The organism is Micromonospora sp. CP22, from assembly GCF_009712475.1.
In the GTDB taxonomy this organism is placed as follows: domain Bacteria; phylum Actinomycetota; class Actinomycetes; order Mycobacteriales; family Micromonosporaceae; genus Micromonospora.
In genome coordinates this window covers 251122-268769 of the sequence record NZ_VCJO01000007.1, presented here as the reverse complement: position 1 = coordinate 268769, position 17648 = coordinate 251122, and the positions used below count along the sequence as shown (strand labels likewise).

Annotated in this window: 14 protein-coding genes; 9 read left to right on the top strand and 5 right to left on the bottom strand. The window is 70.1% G+C overall.

Annotated elements, in window-relative coordinates; genetic code table 11:
* Window positions 1–30 precede the first annotated feature (30 nt).
* From FF096_RS15250 to polA, 5 genes are all read left to right on the top strand, one after another.
* Window positions 31–1014 carry a branched-chain amino acid ABC transporter permease gene (locus tag FF096_RS15250; RefSeq protein WP_309223350.1) on the top strand — a complete coding sequence of 328 codons (984 nt, stop codon included), beginning with the start codon at window positions 31–33 and terminating at the stop codon, window positions 1012–1014.
* Complete coding sequence (locus tag FF096_RS15245) at window positions 1011–2168, top strand: branched-chain amino acid ABC transporter permease (RefSeq protein WP_155218540.1); 1158 nt, start codon at window positions 1011–1013, stop codon at window positions 2166–2168. Before FF096_RS15250 ends, FF096_RS15245 begins: the two co-directional genes overlap by 4 nt.
* Complete coding sequence (locus tag FF096_RS15240; protein ID WP_155218538.1) at window positions 2161–3099, top strand: ABC transporter ATP-binding protein; 939 nt, start codon at window positions 2161–2163, stop codon at window positions 3097–3099. Before FF096_RS15245 ends, FF096_RS15240 begins: the two co-directional genes overlap by 8 nt.
* A complete protein-coding gene (locus FF096_RS15235; RefSeq protein WP_155218536.1) occupies window positions 3089–3799 on the top strand; it encodes an ABC transporter ATP-binding protein in 711 nt (236 codons plus the stop codon). Before FF096_RS15240 ends, FF096_RS15235 begins: the two co-directional genes overlap by 11 nt.
* A 109-nt stretch (window positions 3800–3908) precedes the next feature.
* Window positions 3909–6608, top strand: a complete 2700-nt coding sequence (gene polA / locus FF096_RS15230; protein ID WP_309223349.1) for a DNA polymerase I — start codon at window positions 3909–3911, stop codon at window positions 6606–6608.
* Window positions 6609–6687: 79 nt separating this feature from the next.
* On the opposite strand, the gene FF096_RS15225 is transcribed toward polA, so the two are convergent.
* From FF096_RS15225 to FF096_RS15215, 3 genes are all read right to left on the bottom strand, one after another.
* On the bottom strand, window positions 6688–7116 hold the full coding sequence (locus tag FF096_RS15225; protein WP_309223348.1) for a DUF3140 domain-containing protein: 429 nt from the start codon (window positions 7114–7116) through the stop codon (window positions 6688–6690).
* 106 nt (window positions 7117–7222) lie between these two features.
* Window positions 7223–7825, bottom strand: a complete 603-nt coding sequence (locus tag FF096_RS15220; RefSeq protein WP_230462614.1) for a Uma2 family endonuclease — start codon at window positions 7823–7825, stop codon at window positions 7223–7225.
* A 156-nt stretch (window positions 7826–7981) separates the two neighbouring features.
* On the bottom strand, window positions 7982–8788 hold the full coding sequence (locus FF096_RS15215) for a class I SAM-dependent methyltransferase (protein WP_309223347.1): 807 nt from the start codon (window positions 8786–8788) through the stop codon (window positions 7982–7984).
* Window positions 8789–9113: 325 nt separating this feature from the next.
* Between FF096_RS15215 and rpsA the strand changes: the two genes are divergently transcribed.
* Both rpsA and coaE read left to right on the top strand, forming a co-directional pair.
* On the top strand, window positions 9114–10604 hold the full coding sequence (gene rpsA / locus FF096_RS15210) for a 30S ribosomal protein S1 (RefSeq protein WP_155218528.1): 1491 nt from the start codon (window positions 9114–9116) through the stop codon (window positions 10602–10604).
* 186 nt (window positions 10605–10790) lie between these two features.
* A complete protein-coding gene (coaE, locus tag FF096_RS15205; RefSeq protein ID WP_309223346.1) occupies window positions 10791–11972 on the top strand; it encodes a dephospho-CoA kinase in 1182 nt (393 codons plus the stop codon).
* 32 nt (window positions 11973–12004) lie between these two features.
* Here coaE and FF096_RS15200 read toward each other — a convergent pair whose 3' ends face one another.
* On the bottom strand, window positions 12005–13594 hold the full coding sequence (locus FF096_RS15200; protein WP_196222534.1) for a hypothetical protein: 1590 nt from the start codon (window positions 13592–13594) through the stop codon (window positions 12005–12007).
* 379 nt (window positions 13595–13973) lie between these two features.
* Here FF096_RS15200 and uvrB point away from each other — a divergent pair, with 379 nt between their 5' ends.
* Entirely contained in the window at window positions 13974–16082 is a 2109-nt protein-coding gene (gene uvrB / locus FF096_RS15195) for an excinuclease ABC subunit UvrB (protein WP_155218524.1), read from the top strand.
* A gap of 110 nt (window positions 16083–16192) precedes the next feature.
* Window positions 16193–17047 (top strand): helix-turn-helix transcriptional regulator, encoded by an 855-nt coding sequence (locus FF096_RS15190; RefSeq protein ID WP_155218523.1) that lies wholly within the window; start codon window positions 16193–16195, stop codon window positions 17045–17047.
* A gap of 151 nt (window positions 17048–17198) precedes the next feature.
* Here the strand turns inward: FF096_RS15190 and FF096_RS15185 are convergent, their stop codons facing one another.
* Entirely contained in the window at window positions 17199–17492 is a 294-nt protein-coding gene (locus FF096_RS15185) for an antibiotic biosynthesis monooxygenase (protein WP_155218520.1), read from the bottom strand.
* Between the last annotated feature and the right edge of the window lie 156 nt (window positions 17493–17648).

The window sequence follows — 17648 nt, the reverse complement described above, 5'->3', positions numbered from 1 at the left end:
CCCGGCCGCGCTCCATGCAAGGAGACCCTGGTGAATTTCGACGATCTCTTCGGCCACATCGGCCAGCACACCGTCGACGGGTTGTCCAAAGGTTCGATCTATGCCCTGATCGCCCTTGGCTACACCCTGGTGTACGGCGTCCTGCGCCTGATCAACTTTGCGCACTCCGAGGTCTTCATGGTCGGCACCTTCGCGGTGCTCGGTCTGTGGACGGCTTTCGGGGTGGAGAACAACCCGCCGATCGGCCAGGCGGTGATCTTCCTGGTGCTTGGCCTGATAGTCGCGGCGATAGCCTCCGGCGGCACCGCACTCGCGATCGAACGGATCGCCTACCGCCCCCTGCGGCGTAAGAACGCGCCGCCCCTGATCTTCCTGATCACCGCCATCGGCCTGTCACTGGTGCTGGTGGAGATCTTCGGTCTGGTGCTGCCCAAGCTGCTCGGCGGGCTGGTGCCGTCGATGTTCGGCCGGGGCCGGATCATCCTCGGTATGCCGACGATCATCGAGCAGAAGACGCTCTTCACGATCGGCAACACCGAGATCAACAACATTCAGTTGATCGTGGTCGTGGCGGCCGTGGCGATGATGGCGGTGCTGGACTGGTTCATCAACCGCACCCGGTACGGCCGGGGTGTGCGGGCGGTGGCGCAGAACCCGGAGACGGCGGCGCTGATGGGCGTCAACCAGGAACGCGTGATCATGCTGATCTTCGTGCTGGGCGGCATCATGGCCGGTGCGGCGGCGCTGTTGTGGGGCATGCGGTTCGGCTTCACGCAGAACAGCATCGGTTTCGTGCTCGGTCTCAAGGCGTTCACCGCGGCCGTGCTCGGCGGCATCGGTAACCTGCGCGGCGCGTTGCTGGGCGGGCTGTTCCTCGGCATCGTCGAGGTCTACGGCGCCACCATCTTCGCGTCCAACTGGGAGGACGTTATCGCCTTCGTGGTGCTGGTGGTGGTGCTGATGTTCCGGCCGACCGGCATTCTGGGCGAGTCGCTGGGGAGGGCCCGAGCATGATCGACAAGATGCGAGAGCTGGACCGCAGCCGGGTCAACGCCCTGCACGGGATCGGCGACCGGTGGCGGGCGCTGCCGAAGTGGCAGCGGTCCCTGGCGTTCGTCGCCTTCGTGGTGTTCCTCTACTACCTGCCGCTGCTCGGCATCCCGGGTCTCACCTGGCTGCGAACCGACTCGATCTCGGGCGGCAGCAACTGGGCCGGTGTGTTGTTCACCTGCGCCGTCTACGTGCTGGTGGCGATCGGTCTGAACGTCGTGATCGGCCTGGCCGGTCTGCTCGACCTCGGCTACATCGGCTTCTTCGCCATCGGCGCGTACGCGGTGGCGTTGTTCGGTTCGACCAACTCGCCGGTGGTCAAGTGGATCCAGGCGGAGTTCGACCTGCCGCCCACCTGGGCGGTCACCTGGGCGATCTGTGCCTTCATCGCACTGGTGATGGCACTGATCTCCGGGGTGATCCTGGGCTGGCCGACGCTGCGACTGCGCGGCGACTACCTGGCCATCGTGACGCTGGGCTTCGGCGAGATCATCCGCATCGTGGCCCGCAACATGGAGAGTGTCACCCGGGGCCCGCAGGGCATCGCGGCGATCCCCGGCCCGGAGGGTCCACCTTCGCCGGACAACCAGATCTTCGGCCTGATCGACATCAAGCCGTGGTACTGGCTGGCGCTGACCGTGGTGCTCCTGATGGTCTTCGCGGTGCGGCGACTGGAGCACAGCCGGGTCGGCCGCTCCTGGCTGGCCATCCGGGAGGACGAGGACGCCGCCGCGGTGATGGGCGTCTACCCGTTCAAGTTCAAGCTCTGGGCCTTCGCCATCGGCGCGGCGCTCGGCGGCTTCGCCGGCTTCCTGTTCGCCAGCCGGTACGCCTTCATCGACCCGACCCAGTTCAATGTGAACCTCTCCATCCTCTTCGTGGCGATGGTGGTGGTCGGTGGGTCCGGCAACATGGTCGGTGTGTCGGTGGGCGCGGTGCTGCTGGCGTACCTGCCGGAGCGGTTCCGTGAGGTCGCCGACTACCGGTGGTTGGCCTTCGGTCTGGCCATGGTGCTGGTGATGATCCTGCGACCGCAGGGTCTGATCCCCAGCCGACGGCGGGCTCGCGAGTTGAAGGACCGCGCGGCAGAGGCAGAGGAGGCGCCCGCTCATGTCTGACAAGACGAACATCCCGGCGTCGCCGAAGATCCCGGCGCAGCCCGGACCGTCCAGGAACCTGCTGGAGGTCGACAACGTCACGCTGCGCTTCGGTGGCGTGGTGGCTCTCAACGAGGTCAAGTTCGAGATCAAGGAAGGTGAGATCCTCGGGCTGATCGGGCCCAACGGCGCCGGTAAGACCACCTGCTTCAACGTGATGACGGGGGTCTACAAGCCGACCTCGGGCGCGGTGCGGTTCCGCGGCGAGCGGGTGACCGGGCGCAAGCCGCACCAGATCAGCCGGTTGGGCATCTCCCGGACGTTCCAGAACATCCGGTTGTTCCCGGAGATGTCGGCGCTGGAGAACGTCATGGTCGGGACGGACTCCCGGCACAAGACGAGCGTGCCCGGCGCGCTGTTCCGGCTCTACCGGGTGCGGCCCAAGGCGCAGGAGTTGCCGGCGGTCGACGCCGCCAACCCCGCCATGCGGGTCTGGCAGCAGTTGCGGCGGTCCTTCGCCAAGACCTTCGGTCTGTCCCGGCACATCCTGGAGGAGCGGGCGGCCGAGGCGAAGGCGATGGAGTTGCTGCGCTTCGTCGGCATCGCCGACCGGGCCAACGACGCGGCGCGCAACCTTCCGTACGGCTACCAGCGGCGGTTGGAGATCGCCCGGGCGCTCGGCACCGAGCCGAAGCTGCTCTGCCTGGACGAGCCGGCGGCCGGGTTCAACCCGGCCGAGAAGGAGGAGCTGCTGGGCCTGATCCGCCGGATCCGCGACAAGGGCGTCACCGTGCTGCTGATCGAGCACGACATGCGCCTGGTGATGGGTGTCACCGACCGGATCGTGGTGCTGGAGTTCGGCAGCAAGATCGCCGAAGGGCTGCCGGAAGAGGTCAGCCGAGACCCGCGGGTTATCGCGGCGTACCTGGGGGAGCCCGCCGATGCTGCTTGAGTTGGACAACGTCAGCGTCTCGTACGGTCGGATCGAGGCGTTGCACGGCATCAGCCTCACCGTCAACGAGGGTGAGGTGGTGGCTCTGATCGGCGCCAACGGTGCCGGCAAGACCACCACCATGCGGGCGATCTCCGGCATCCGGGCGCTCTCCGGCGGTCGGATCACCTTCGCCGGTGAGGACATCAGCAAGCTCCGCGCCGATCTGCGGGTCGTACGCGGCCTGTGCCAGTCGCCCGAGGGCCGCCAGATCTTCCCCGGCATGACCGTGCTGGAGAACCTGGACATGGGGGCGTACACCCGGCGTGACCACGCCGGTATCGCCGCCGACCTGGAGCGGGTGCTGGAGATGTTCCCCCGGCTGCGTGAGCGGCGTAAGCAGCCCGGAGGCACCCTCTCCGGCGGTGAGCAGCAGATGCTCGCCGTCGGCCGGGCGCTGATGAGCCGGCCGAAGCTGCTGCTGTTGGACGAGCCGTCGATGGGTCTCGCACCCATGATCATCCAGCAGATCTTCGACATCATCGTGGAGATCAACCAGCAGGGCACCACGGTGCTGCTGGTGGAGCAGAACGCGCAGCAGGCGCTCTCCCGGGCGCACCGCGCCTACGTGCTGGAGACCGGTCGGATCGTCAAGGAGGGTACCGGTCAGGAACTCCTGCGCGACCCGTCGATCAAGGAGGCGTACCTGGGCGTGGCCTGAGGCACGTCGTACCGTCACCGGCCGTCCGTCCCTGCGGGGAAGGGCGGCCGGTGGCGTTGTCGGTGCCGCCTCGCCGGGCTTGTCGGCGGTACGGACTAGAGTCGCAGCCGTGACAGCTACGACCCCGCGCCTGCTCCTCGTCGACGGACACTCCCTGGCCTACCGGGCGTTCTTCGCCCTGCCGGTGGAGAATTTCTCCACCACGACCGGGCAGCCGACAAACGCGGTCTACGGCTTCACCTCAATGTTGATCAACGTGTTGCGCGACGAGCAGCCGACCCACATCGTGGTCGCCTTCGACGTGTCCCGCCGCTCCTTCCGCACCGAGAAGTACGCCGAGTACAAGGCCGGCCGCAGCGAGACCCCGGCCGACTTCAAGGGCCAGGTCAGCCTGGTCAAGGAGGTCCTGGCGGCGCTGCGCGTCCCGGTGGTGGAGAAGGTGGGCTACGAGGCCGACGACGTCATCGCCACGCTGGCCTGCCAGGCCCGTGACCAGGGGATGCCGGTGCTGATCTGCACCGGCGACCGGGACGCCTTCCAGCTCGTCGACGAGCAGATCACCGTGCTCTACCCGCGCAAGGGCGTCTCCGACCTGGCGCGGATGGACCCGGCGGCGGTCGAGGCGAAGTACGGCGTGCCCCCCGGCCGCTACCGCGACCTGGCCGCCCTGGTCGGTGAGACCAGCGACAACCTGCCCGGCATCCCCGGTGTCGGCCCGAAGACCGCAGCGAAGTGGATCAACGCGTACGGCGGGGTGGAGGGCGTCATCGCCCGCGCCGACGAGATCAAGGGCAAGGCGGGTGACAGTCTGCGCGAACGGCTCGCCGACGTGATCCGCAACTACGAGATCAACCGTCTGGTCGCCGACCTGGAGCTGTCACTGCGTCCCGAGGACGCCCGCTGGCAGGGGTGGGACCGGGAGGCGGTGCACCAGGTCTTCGACACCCTCCAGTTCCGCATCCTGCGCGACCGGCTCTACCAGTACCTGGACGCGGTCGAGCCGGAGGCGGAGTCCGGCTTCGACCTGGCCGGCGAGGTGCTCACCGCGCCCGGTGCCCTGGCCGGCTGGCTGGCGACGCACGCGCCGGTCGGCACCGGTGTCGGTGTCGCGGTCAAGCTCGACACCGGCCCGAACCGTCGGCACACCGCGACCGTCACCGGCATGGCCCTGGCCACCGGCGGCGGCGCTGCGGCCTGGTTCGACCCGGCCCGGTTGGCCGCCGACGACGAGGCCGCGCTGGCGGCCTGGCTGGCGGACGAGACCCGGCCCAAGGTGCTGCACGACAGCAAACCGGCGGTGCTCGCCTTCGCCGCGCACGGTTGGGAACTGGCCGGCATCGCCCGCGACACGCAGATCGCCGCCTACCTGGCCCGCCCCGACCAGCGGTCCTACGACCTGACCGACCTGGCGCTGCGCTACCTGCACCGGGAGTTGCGGGTCGACGGCCCGGAGACCGGCCAACTGACCCTCGACGGGCTCGGCGGCGACAGCGAGGCCGAACAGAACCTCATGCTGCACGCTCGGGCCACCCTCGACCTGGCCGACGCGATCGACGCGGAGCTGTCCCGCGACGGGGAACAGTCGGCCCGGCTGATGGCCGGGGTGGAGCTGCCGCTGATGCGGGTGCTGGCGCAGTTGGAGCGCACCGGCATCGCCGCCGACACCGACTACCTGTCGGAGTTGGAGGCGCACTTCGCCGCCGAGGTGAAGGCCGCCGCCCAGGGCGCGTACGAGGCGGTCGGGCGGGAGTTCAACCTCGGCTCGCCCAAGCAGTTGCAGGAGATCCTCTTCGGCGAGCTGAACCTGCCCAAGACCAAGCGGATCAAGACGGGTTACACCACCGACGCCGACGCGTTGCAGTGGCTCTACGCGCAGAATCCGCATCCGGTCCTGGCACACCTGCTGCGCCACCGCGACGTGGCCAAGTTGAAGTCCACGGTGGATGGTCTGCTCAAGTCGGTCTCCGACGACGGGCGCATCCACACCACCTTCAACCAGACGGTGGCCGCCACCGGTCGGCTGTCGTCGACCGAGCCCAACCTGCAGAACATCCCCATCCGCACCGAGGAGGGGCGGCGGATCCGGCGCGCCTTCGTGGTGGGGGAGGGCTACGAGTGCCTGCTCACCGCCGACTACAGCCAGATCGAGATGCGGATCATGGCGCACCTGTCGGCCGACGACGCGCTGATCCAGGCGTTCAACTCCGGTGCCGACTTCCACGCCGCGACGGCCTCGTCGGTCTTCGGGGTGCCGCTGACCGAGGTCACCCCGGACCAGCGCCGCAAGATCAAGGCCATGAACTACGGCCTGGCGTACGGGCTCAGCGCCTTCGGCCTGTCCCAGCAGCTCTCGATCAGCGCCGAGGAGGCGCGCGGGCTGATGGAGAACTACTTCGCCGGGTTCGGCGGCGTGCGGGACTACCTGCAGGAGGTGGTCGCGCGGGCCCGGCAGGACGGCTACACCTCCACCATCCTCGGCCGTCGTCGTTACCTGCCCGACCTGGTCAGTGACAACCGGCAGCGGCGGGAGATGGCCGAGCGGATGGCGCTCAACGCGCCGATCCAGGGCTCCGCGGCCGACATCATCAAGGTCGCCATGCTGCACGTCGACACCGCGTTGCGGGACGCCGGGCTGCGTTCGCGGATGCTGTTGCAGGTGCACGACGAACTGGTCTTCGAGGTGGCGCCGGGCGAGCGGGCGGCGTTGGAGGAGCTGGTGCGGCGCGAGATGGGCGGGGCGTATCCGCTGTCGGTGCCGTTGGAGGTGTCGGTGGGCGAGGGGCCCGACTGGAACAGCGCCGACCACTGAGCCCGCACCGCCACGCGGCGTCGGGCACGTTGCCGCTTCGCGGGTTGGCGCAGCACCGTGCCCGATTTCGTCGCGGCGCTCAGCGGCCGGGGCCTCGGCGGGACTTGGGTGGGGTGCCGTGCCGGTCGAGGGCTTTGCGGGAGGGGCCGCCGGGCGGCGGCAACGGGGCCTTGACCGGGTCGTGACCCCAGTTCATCAGCGAGTACCGCCACCGGGTGTCGCGTACGTCGCCGCTGGGCCGCTGCGCCATGTGCCGTCGGACGTACCCGACGACCTTGCGCATGTGCTGGTAGTCGGCCTCGGTGAGCTGGCCGCGCTTGCGGCGCAGCAGGTCGACGATCTTACGGCCGGACTCGTGGCCGACCGTCTCGCCGCCGCTGCCCTTCCTGCGCCAACCGACATGCTTGGACTCGTCGGTGTCCAGCCACTTGGACAACTCGCCGGGCTTCATGTTCACCGCCTCGGTGAACTCGCGGTAGGTCTGGTCCGGGTCGTCACGACGGCTCACGGCGCGGCACCTCCGGGCGGTGGGCCACATCCCGCCCCTCGGTGCGGATGCGGAAGTCCTGGTCGGCCATGCCGCGGGTTACCCGGGGCCGTCTGCTGGAAACGACTCAGGGGGTGATCTCGGCGATCGGGAGTTTGACCTCGAAAGGTTCGAGCAGCTCGATCAGCTCCGCGCTGTCGGCGAGGAGTTCGTACTGTCGCTCGCCGCCCGGGCCGATCCGGTCGCCGAGACGGTACGCGTACACGTGCACCGGATCCTGCTCGATGCGCCAGTAGAAGGGAATGCCGACGGCGGCGTACTCGCCTGGTTTGGCGAACCGGTCGACCCGGCGGGTGCCGGGCGAGACGACCTCGACGGCCAGCACCACGTCGGCCGGTCGCAGCCGGGACCGGTCCGACGGCAGCCCGGCGTGACAGAGCAGCACGTCTGGTTGCCGGCTGGTGTTGTGGCTGAGCGCGACGCCGACCGCCTGGGCGGCGCGCAGGTGCGCCGGCGCATGGGATCGCAACCACAGCCATACCAGGCTGGAGATGTCCTGATGGCCCAGGGTGGGGGAGGGTGTCACGTGGATGACTCCGTCGACGAGTTCGACGCGGGGGGCGTCGTCCGGCAGAGCGAGCAGGTCCTCCAGCGTGTAGTCCGCACGCTGCTGCCGCATCGGATCCGGACACCAGGGGCCAGGTGATGTCGGGATGGGCTCGGCGCTCATGCCGGCCCTCCGTTGCGCTGCGGGATGTCATGAGGCGCCACGGCACCGAGTCGATGATTCGCTCGCTGACGCTCGCTCATGACGACGAGCGTAACGCCGCCCTCGGACGGCGGCGGCGCACTCGCTGTCCGGGGCGGTGCCGGACAGTCGGCCGGTTCAGGCGGCGGGTTTCTCGCTGACGAAGATGGCGGTGCCGGGGAAGAGTCGCCCGCGCAGCGGGCTCCACTGCCCCCAGATCCCCTCGTGTCCCTCGGGCCACTCGGGTTCCACCAGGTCCAGCAGCCGGAAGCCGGCGGCGACGAGTTCGCGTACCCGGTCGCCGATGGTGCGGTGCTGCTCGACGTAGCTGGCTCGGCCGTGTTCGTCCTGCTCCACGTACGGCCGGGTGTCGAAGTACGAGTGCACCGCGGTCAGCCCGCCCTCGCCGGGGTCGTCCAGGAAGATCCAGCGCATCGGGTGGGTGACCGAGAAGACCCACCGGCCGCCGGGGCGCAGCACCCGGTGCACCTGGCGCATCAGTGCCGCCGAGTCCTCGACGAACGGGACCGCGCCGAACGCCGTGCAGGCGATGTCGAAGCTCTCGTCGGCGAAGGGCAACGCGAGCGCGTCGGCCTGGGCCAGCGGGACGCGTACCCCGCTGCGGGCGCTGGCCTGTGCCGCGTGCCGCAACATGCCGGCGGACAGGTCCAGCGCGACCGGTCGGGCGCCCTCGGTGGCCAGCCAGCGGGAGCAGGAGGCCGCGCCGCAGCCGACCTCCAACACCCGTCGCCCGGCCACGTCGCCCAGTAGTCGGGCGTCGGCCTCGCGCAGGCCCTCCGGGCACCAGACGAAGTCCACGTCGCCCAGGAAGCTGCCGTGTTCGGCCTGGTACGCGTCGGCGTCGGCGTCCCACCAGCGTCGGTTGGCGGTGCGTGCCTCGGCGTCACTGACCTGGCGCCGGGTCACCCGGTCGTCGTCGTCCACCAGGCCACGCTAGGCCCTGGCGACGCCGTGGTCGGCGGCGGCCCGGCCCGACCACGACGTTCCTGGTCGAAATCTCCGCTTTCGCGGCTGGTGCGTCGATGAGTAGGCGGGAGGGCTTGCACGCTGTGGTAATGCAGCAGGTAGGGTAGACGATGCGCTCGCGGATCGTGTGCCTCGGCAGGGAGCAGGTGCGCGGTCGGCGGAGTCACATCAAGATCTCGTTCAGCGATATCCGGGTGGGCCCGCCGACGGATCCGTTGGCGCGCACAGGTCACCGCGACACCAGCCTGCTGTGACACACCATCCGACCGGAGCAACCGCCCACATGACGAGCAGCATCGAGGCCCCCTCGAGCGCCACCAAGGTCACCGTCGACGATCTCGGCTCTGAGGAGGCTTTCCTCGCCGCGATCGACGAGACCATCAAGTACTTCAACGACGGCGACATTGTCGAAGGCACCGTCGTCAAGGTCGATCGGGACGAGGTCCTGCTCGACATCGGCTACAAGACCGAGGGTGTCATTCCCTCTCGGGAGTTGTCGATCAAGCACGACGTGGACCCGGCAGAGGTCGTCTCGGTGGGCGACCACATCGAGGCCCTTGTCCTCCAGAAGGAGGACAAGGAGGGGCGGCTGATCCTCTCCAAGAAGCGGGCGCAGTACGAGCGGGCCTGGGGCACGATCGAGAAGATCAAGGACGAGGACGGCGTCGTCCGCGGTTCCGTCATCGAGGTGGTCAAGGGTGGCCTCATCCTCGATATCGGGCTGCGCGGCTTCCTGCCGGCCTCGCTGGTCGAGATGCGGCGGGTGCGCGACCTGCAGCCGTACGTCGGCCGGGAGCTCGAAGCCAAGATCATCGAGCTGGACAAGAACCGCAACAACGTGGTGCTGTCCCGCCGGGCCTGGCTGGAGCAGACGCAGTCCGAGGTGCGCACCGAGTTCCTCAACAAGCTCCAGAAGGGGCAGGTCCGCAAGGGCGTCGTCTCCTCGATCGTCAACTTCGGCGCCTTCGTCGACCTGGGCGGCGTGGACGGCCTGGTGCACGTCTCCGAGCTGTCCTGGAAGCACATCGACCACCCGTCCGAGGTCGTCGAGGTGGGCCAGGAGGTCGAGGTCGAGGTCCTGGACGTCGACCTGGACCGCGAGCGGGTCTCGCTGTCGCTGAAGGCGACCCAGGAAGACCCGTGGCGTCAGTTCGCCCGCACCCACGCCATCCAGCAGATCGTGCCGGGTAAGGTCACCAAGCTGGTGCCGTTCGGTGCCTTCGTCCGGGTGGACGACGGCATCGAGGGTCTGGTCCACATCTCCGAGCTGGCCGAGCGTCACGTGGAGATCCCCGAGCAGGTCGTCCAGGTCGGCTCCGAGGTCATGGTCAAGGTCATCGACATCGACCTGGAGCGCCGCCGGATCTCGCTGTCGCTCAAGCAGGCCAACGAGGGCTTCGTCGAGGGCGAGGAGCACTTCGACCCCACCCTCTACGGCATGGCCGCGACCTACGACAACGAGGGCAACTACATCTACCCGGAGGGCTTCGACCCGGAGACTGGCGAGTGGCTCGAGGGGTACGAGAAGCAGCGCGAGGCGTGGGAGACGCAGTACGCCGAGGCGCGGCAGCGCTGGGAGGCGCACCAGAAGCAGGTGCAGACCTCCCGGGCCGCCGAGGCCGAGGCCGCTGCCAACCCGCAGCCGGCCCCCACGGGCGGCACCACCACCTCGACCAGCGCGGCCCCGAGCCGCCAGGCCGAGGAGCCGGCCGGCACGCTGGCCACCGACGAGGCGCTCGCCGCTCTGCGGGAGAAGCTCGCCGGCGGCAAGTGAGCCTGCGACACCTCCAGAGGCGGCGCTTCTGACGCCGCGACCTGGATCTGTCAACTGACGACGGGCCCTGCCCCGACCCGCACCACCGGGTCGCGGCGGGGCCCGTCGGCGTTGGTGCCCGCCCGCCGCACCGAGGCACGCCCTCGCTGTTTGGCACCCGTGGTGATGATCGGGTTGACTGGTGCCGTGCTGAGAGTGGGTTTGACCGGTGGAATCGGGTCGGGCAAGAGCGCGGTGGCGCGACGGCTCGTCGAGCAGGGCGCGGTGCTGATCGACGCCGACCAGCTCGCCCGAGAGGTGGTCGCGCCCGGCACCGAAGGGCTCGCCGAGGTCGTCGCCGCCTTCTCCGACCGGGTGCTGGACGCCGACGGTGCCCTGGACCGGGCCGCCCTCGGCGAGCTGGTGTTCTCCGACGAAGCGGCCCGGCGCAGACTGGAGTCGATCATCCACGGTCGGGTCCGGGCCCGTACCGCCGAACTGGCCCGTGCCGCCCCGCCGGACGCCGTGGTGGTCAACGACGTTCCGTTGCTGGCCGAGGTGGGGCTGGCGCCCGCGTACCACCTGGTGGTTGTGGTGCAGACGGCGGTGGAGACCCGGTTGGCGCGACTGGCCCGCGACCGGGGGATGAGCCAGGAGGAGGCGCGCCGCCGGATCGCCGCCCAGGCCGACGACGCCCGCCGGGCGGCGGTGGCGGACGTCCTGCTGACCAACGACGGCACCCTCGACGAACTCCACGCGGCGGTCGACGCGCTCTGGCACGACCGTCTGGTGCCCTTCGAGAGCAACGTGCGACACCGGCGGGCGGTGCGTCCGGACCGCGTCCGCCTGGTCGAGCCGGATCCGACCTGGCCCCAGCAGTACGCGCGGCTGGCGGCCCGGATCCGGCACGCCATCGCCCCGGCGGACCTACGGATCGACCACATCGGTTCGACCGCCATCCCCGGTCTGCCCGCCAAGGACGTCATCGACATCCAGCTCAGCGTGCCGTCTCTCGCCGAGGTCGACGCGGTGTTGGCCGAGCGGTTGGCCGACGCCGGGTTTCCGGCGCTGCCGGGCCATTGGTGGGACAGTCCCCGACCGGCCGGCAACGGTCGGTGGGAGAAGCGGCTGCACGGCAACGCGGACCCGGCCCGCCCGGTGTTCCTGCACCTGCGGGTGACCGGCTCGCCGGGTTGGCGGTACGCCCTGCTGATGCGCGACCACCTCCGGGCCGACCCCGACCAGCGGGCCGCGTACCTGATGCTCAAGCGGGAGTTGGCGGCGTCCGCACCGGATCTGGGGACGTACGCCACGGCGAAGGACCCGTGGTTCGACGAGGAGCACCTACGGGCGGAGGAGTGGGCCGCGCGCACCGGCTGGCGTCCCTGACGCCACGGTGCCCTGCCCCACGGGTATCCCGGTCAGCGTTTCGCGGGCGGCGGTGTCAGCGGTGGTACCCGGCCCGGAGTCAGGTCGAGTTGCGCCCACGCACCGGCCCGCGTCGGTAGTTCCAGCCGGCGCAGCGTCGCGCGCTTGTCGACCCAGTAACGCAGCGGCCCTCGGGCGGTGTCGACCTGCACCACGTCGACGGTGACACCGGCGAGGGTGTCGCCACGGATCCGCCGGGCGGTGCCCGGCGGGCCGTCGCGGCGGGCGGCGGTCAGCGCGGCGGCCACCAGCGGGTCGAGGGCTTGCGTGCGGTGTGCTCCGGTCCGCCAACCGGTCTTCGGTGGCGGCAGGGGCGGACGTGCCTTACTGCCCGTCGTCGCCGCGCCGTCGATCCGGGTGATCTTACGACCGTGGTGGCGGACCAGGGTGCGTCGGCCGTTCCCGTCGAGGTCGGTGACGCCGAGGTACGCGTCCCCCGTCGTCCAGCTCAGCCAGCCGTTGCCGCGGAGGTTGGTGGCGGCGGAGGCGGGCACCGTCAGGGTCACCTTCGCCCCGCCGACGGCTCGTAACCGAGCCGGTAGCCGACGCCAGCGGTTCCGCTCGGCGGCGGTGAGGGCGCGCGGTAGGCCGGGTCGGCCGCCGAGCGCCGCGACCGGCCGCAGCGTCGGGCGGTCGGCCCGGTTCAGCGTCACCGCCACCGGCCCGATCCCGGCGAGTTCGGCCGCCATCCGGTGCAGGCGGCCTGCCGGATCCACCCAGTAGCGCACCGGGGCGGCGTCGGGGGCACCGCTGGCCGCCGTGCCGGACTGCGGCGTGGTGACCTCCAGGATGTCGACCGGCTCACCGTTGACCCGGTCCTGACCCACCCAGCGGCCGACCCAGCCGTCCACCCCGTCGGGCCGGTCCGCGGCGAGCGTGAAGATCAGCTTGAGTAGTGGTTCGATGCCCCGCTGGTCGGACACCCGCCAACCGCCGGTGGGGGGCACCAACGGTGGCATGGCCGGCGTCGGTACGGCCGTCGGGTCGGGCCGGACCACCAGCACGGTGGGGGTGGCCTGGGCCAGCCCGCGCAGCGCACCGGCTCCGGGGCCACCCACGTCGAGGTACGTCAGCCCTCGGGCCCAGTCGACCCAGCCGAGCAGGTCGGTGCGGGTGGCACCGTCACCGGCGGTGACGTGCAACCCGGCGCGTACCTCCCGATAGTTGGTGACCCGCATGGCGGCCAGGCGTTCCCGTTCGCCCGGGGTCAGCTCCCGGGGCGGCGGCGCGGCCGGTGTCCAGGTGACGAGCGTGGCGACCAGCAAAACGGCGGAGATCGCCGCGACGGAAGCCAGCCCGGTGAGGGTGAGCCGACGTCGGCGGGTGGCCGCCCGCCGTGTGTCGTCGGCTTCGGTGGTCGCCTCGACCAGGTCCTCGTCCTCGGGCTGGTTCCCGGCGGCGAGGTCGAGCAGCCCGCCGGTGACCACCGCCCGGCGGACCCCGGGCCGAGCCGCCGGTGGCCGGGTGTCCGGCTCGGTGCCGGCCAGGTTGAGCGCCGCGGGTGGCGTGATGCCGGCTCGGTGGCGGCGGCTGACCGCGCGGTGTCGGCGGTTGTCGGACGGCGGGTGTGAGCTGTTCTTCACGGGAGGATGAACGGGTCGGACCACGCCGGGGTGACGAGCAGGGGCGCTCGCGGCGGCCGGTCAGCGCTTCCAGCGCGACCACGTCCGGTGCGCACGCCAGGCATGCCGGGTGCTGCGACCCTCGGTGCCGGGGGCGGCGTGGCCTGTGTGGCCCACCACCAGCCCGGTCGGCCGCCGCGAGCGGCCTACACGAAAAGCGTAGCCGGGTGAGAAGAGCCACACAATGCGAATATTGAAGCGGATCACGTGCCGCACGTAGTCGGCCGGGACGGGTGTGGCCCGACCGACGCGCCCACCCTCGGTCGTCCGGCCCGGGCGTGCGGCGGCCGGGAGGTCGGAAGCGGATTCAGTGTCACAGCCCCGGCGTACCGTGGAGGTCATGGCGCTCGACATTCCCCGGCTCGACGGCCGTTTCCAGGTCGTCAGTGACTTCCAACCGGCCGGTGACCAGCCGGCGGCGATCGACGACCTGGAGCGGCGGGTCCGCCGTGGTGACCGGCACACCGTGCTGCTCGGCGCGACCGGCACCGGCAAGAGCGCCACGACCGCCTGGCTGATCGAGCGGTTGCAGCGGCCGACGCTGGTGCTGGCGCCCAACAAGACGCTCTGCGCGCAGCTGGCGAAGGAGTTCAGCGAGCTGCTGCCGGACAACGCGGTGGAGTACTTCGTCTCGTACTACGACTACTACCAGCCCGAGGCGTACATCCCGCAGACCGACACGTACATCGAGAAGGACTCGTCGATCAACGAGGAGGTCGAGCGGCTGCGCCACTCCGCGACGATGTCCCTGCTCACCCGCCGGGACGTCGTCGTGGTGGCCACCGTCTCGGCGATCTACGGTCTGGGCACCCCGGAGGAGTACCTCGACCAGGCCGTCCGGGTCACCGTCGGGCAGGAGATCGACCGTGACCAGCTGCTGCGCCGCCTGGTCGAGATCCAGTACGCTCGCAACGACATGGCCTTCCAGCGCGGCACCTTCCGGGTCCGCGGCGACACGCTGGAGATCATCCCGGCGTACGAGGAACTCGCCCTGCGCATCGAACTCTTCGGCGACGAGGTGGAGAAGCTGTACTACCTCAACCCGGTCACCGGGGACGTGGTGCGGGAGATCCCCACCCTGCTGATCTTCCCGGCCTCGCACTACGCCACCGGCGCGGAGCGGATGGAGCGGGCGGTCCGTGACATCGAGGCGGAGCTGGGCGAGCGGCTGGCCGAGCTGGAGGGGCAGGGCAAGCTGCTGGAGGCACAGCGGCTGCGGATGCGCACCACGTACGACATCGAGATGATGCGGCAGGTGGGCTTCTGCTCGGGCATCGAGAACTACTCGATGCACATCGACGGCCGGTTGCCCGGCAGTCCGCCGCACTGCCTGCTGGACTACTTCCCCGACGACTTCCTCACCGTCATCGACGAGTCGCACGTGACGATTCCCCAGATCGGCGGCATGTACGAGGGGGACGCCTCGCGTAAGCGGATGTTGATCGACCACGGGTTCCGGTTGCCCAGCGCCGCCGACAACCGGCCGCTGCGCTTCGACGAGTTCCTGGAACGGGTCGGCCAGATGGTGTTCCTGTCCGCGACGCCCGGCCCGTGGGAGCTGGAACACGCCCAGGGCGAGTTCGTGGAGCAGGTGATCCGCCCGACCGGCCTGGTCGACCCGGAGGTGGTCGTCAAGCCCACCAAGGGGCAGATCGACGACCTGATGCACGAGATCAAGCTGCGCACCGAGCGCGACGAGCGGGTGCTGGTCACCACGCTGACCAAGAAGATGGCCGAGGATCTGTCCGACTACCTCCTGGAGAACGGCATCCGGGTGCGTTACCTGCACTCCGAGGTGGACACGCTGCGGCGGGTGGAGTTGCTGCGGGAGTTGCGGCGCGGCGACTACGACGTGCTGGTCGGCATCAACCTGCTGCGGGAGGGTCTCGACCTGCCCGAGGTGTCGCTGGTGGCGATCCTCGACGCGGACAAGGAGGGCTTCCTGCGCAGCGGCCGGTCATTGATCCAGACCATCGGTCGGGCGGCGCGGAACGTCTCCGGTCAGGTCCACATGTACGCCGACAAGATCACCCCGTCGATGGCGGACGCGATCGAGGAGACCAACCGGCGGCGGGCGAAGCAGATCGCGCACAACGAGGCGCACGGCATCAGCCCGGAGCCGCTGCGCAAGAAGATCCATGACATTCTCGACGACATCTACCGTGAGGCGGAGGACACCGAGGCGACGCGGGTCGGCGGCGCGGTGCGGCAGCTCTCCCGGGGCAAGGCGCCGGTGAAGGAGACCCGTAGCCGGGTCCGGCCCACCGCGGCCACGCCGGCTCGCGAGGGCATGGCGCGGGCCGAGTTGGCGCAGCTCATCCAGGAACTCAACGATCAGATGCTGGCAGCCGCGCGGGAGTTGCAGTTCGAGCTGGCGGCGCGGATCCGCGACGAGATCGCCGAGCTGAAGAAGGAGCTGCGCGGGATGGACGCGGCCGGCGTGCGGTAGGAGTCGTCGGGCGGCGTCCGTCCACTTTCTCCAGTGGGTGTAGCGGAATGCGAGCGTCCTATTGCACTAAGTGATCGCCCTGCGTAATCTCCCTCGGTGGGGAGGCGGGGATGCCGTTGCCAACGAGTCCGGTCATTCGACGTGCCCGACTGGGCGCGGAGTTGCGTCAACTGCGCCGGCGGGAGTCGCTGACGCTGGAACAGGTGTGTGAACGGCTCGGTTGGGCGTCCACCTCCAAGCTGTCCCGCATCGAGTTGGGGCAGAGCCGCCCCGACCTGGCGGACGTGCTCGACCTGCTCGACGTCTACGAGGTGCCGTCGCTGCAACGCGACGCGCTGATCGTCATCGCCCGGGACGCGGCGACCAGCCGGGGCTGGTGGAAGTCGCTCGGCGAGATGGGGGAGCGGCAGCGCACCTACGCCGAACTCGAAGCGGGTGCGGCGGGCATCGTCGAGTACCAGCCGGCGATCGTGCCCGGCCTGTTGCAGTGCCCGGCGTACGCCCGGTTGCGCATCGCCGCCGGTCAGCTCATCGATCCGACGGTGGACGTGGAGGCCGATCTGCGCGCCCGCGCCGCCCGGCAGGCGGTGCTGCGTCGCGTCGAGCCACCCCGCTACACGGCGCTTATCACCGAGTGGGCCTGCGAGCCGGGGGACGACCCGGTGGAGGTGTGGTGCGAGCAGATGCGGCATCTGCTCGACCTGGCGGCCCTGCCGCACGTGACGATCCGCCTGCTGACGGTCGGCGCGGGCCGGATCCCGTTGCCGCTGACCCCGTTCTCCAGCTACTCCTTTCCGGATCCGGCGGATCCGCGCACGGTGATGCTGGAGGCGCTGACCACGGACGTGCGGCTGACCACGGCGGCCGACGTCGAACGGTACGAACGGATGACCGACTGTCTGCTGGAGGCGGCACTACCGGCGGAGGAGACGGTGCGGCGGTTGGCCCGCCGACTCGACGGGTGACGGGTCGACCCCGGATGGCGCCGCTGCTGGTCGTCGCGTCGACACCGGGCCCGGCGCCCCCGAACCCGTCGGGACCGGTGCCGACGCGCCACGCATGATAGGTGAACGGTGTGACATTCTCACGGGCCGCCGTGTGCTGACCCGTTGTCCGTCAGGCGGGTACGTCGACGAAGTGTTCGACCCGTGGGGGCGCGGCGAAGTGCGGGCCGATCAACTCCCGCCACCCGACGAAACGTTCCGTGGCGCGGAAGTTCTGCTCGTGCGCCTCGATCGAGTCCCACTCGACCAGCAGCACGAAGCGGGAGGGGGATTCGTGGCCGCGGGTCATGCGTACCGAGCGGCAGCCGGGGGTGCCGGCGAGCAACGGGTGCCCCTGGGCGTACGCGGACGCGAACGCCTCCTCGTGGCCGGGAATGACATCGATGAGCGCTACCTCGAGGACCATGGCGGCAGCCTGCCACACCGGTCCGGCGTCCATGTTGGTCCGGCCGCTTTTCCCATCCGTTGGCCACCGACACCACCCGGTCGCTCCCCAGTAACCCATCCTCCTAGGATGCCCAGAGAGGGTGGGAACGCCGTCACGCCCGAGAAGGCGTACCGT

Bases quoted from the DNA above. Each gene is read 5' to 3' on its own strand.
- FF096_RS15245 (WP_155218540.1), top strand. From the start codon at position 1,011: ATGATCGACAAGATGCGAGAGCTGGACCGCAGCCGGGTCAACGCCCTG.
- FF096_RS15240 (WP_155218538.1), top strand. From the start codon at position 2,161: ATGTCTGACAAGACGAACATCCCGGCGTCGCCGAAGATCCCGGCGCAG.
- FF096_RS15235 (WP_155218536.1), top strand. From the start codon at position 3,089: ATGCTGCTTGAGTTGGACAACGTCAGCGTCTCGTACGGTCGGATCGAG.
- FF096_RS15220 (WP_230462614.1), bottom strand. From the start codon at position 7,825: ATGAGCGCCGAGCCCATCCCGACATCACCTGGCCCCTGGTGTCCGGAT.
- rpsA (WP_155218528.1), top strand. From the start codon at position 9,114: ATGACGAGCAGCATCGAGGCCCCCTCGAGCGCCACCAAGGTCACCGTC.
- uvrB (WP_155218524.1), top strand. From the start codon at position 13,974: ATGGCGCTCGACATTCCCCGGCTCGACGGCCGTTTCCAGGTCGTCAGT.
- FF096_RS15190 (WP_155218523.1), top strand. From the start codon at position 16,193: ATGCCGTTGCCAACGAGTCCGGTCATTCGACGTGCCCGACTGGGCGCG.
- FF096_RS15185 (WP_155218520.1), bottom strand. From the start codon at position 17,492: ATGGTCCTCGAGGTAGCGCTCATCGATGTCATTCCCGGCCACGAGGAG.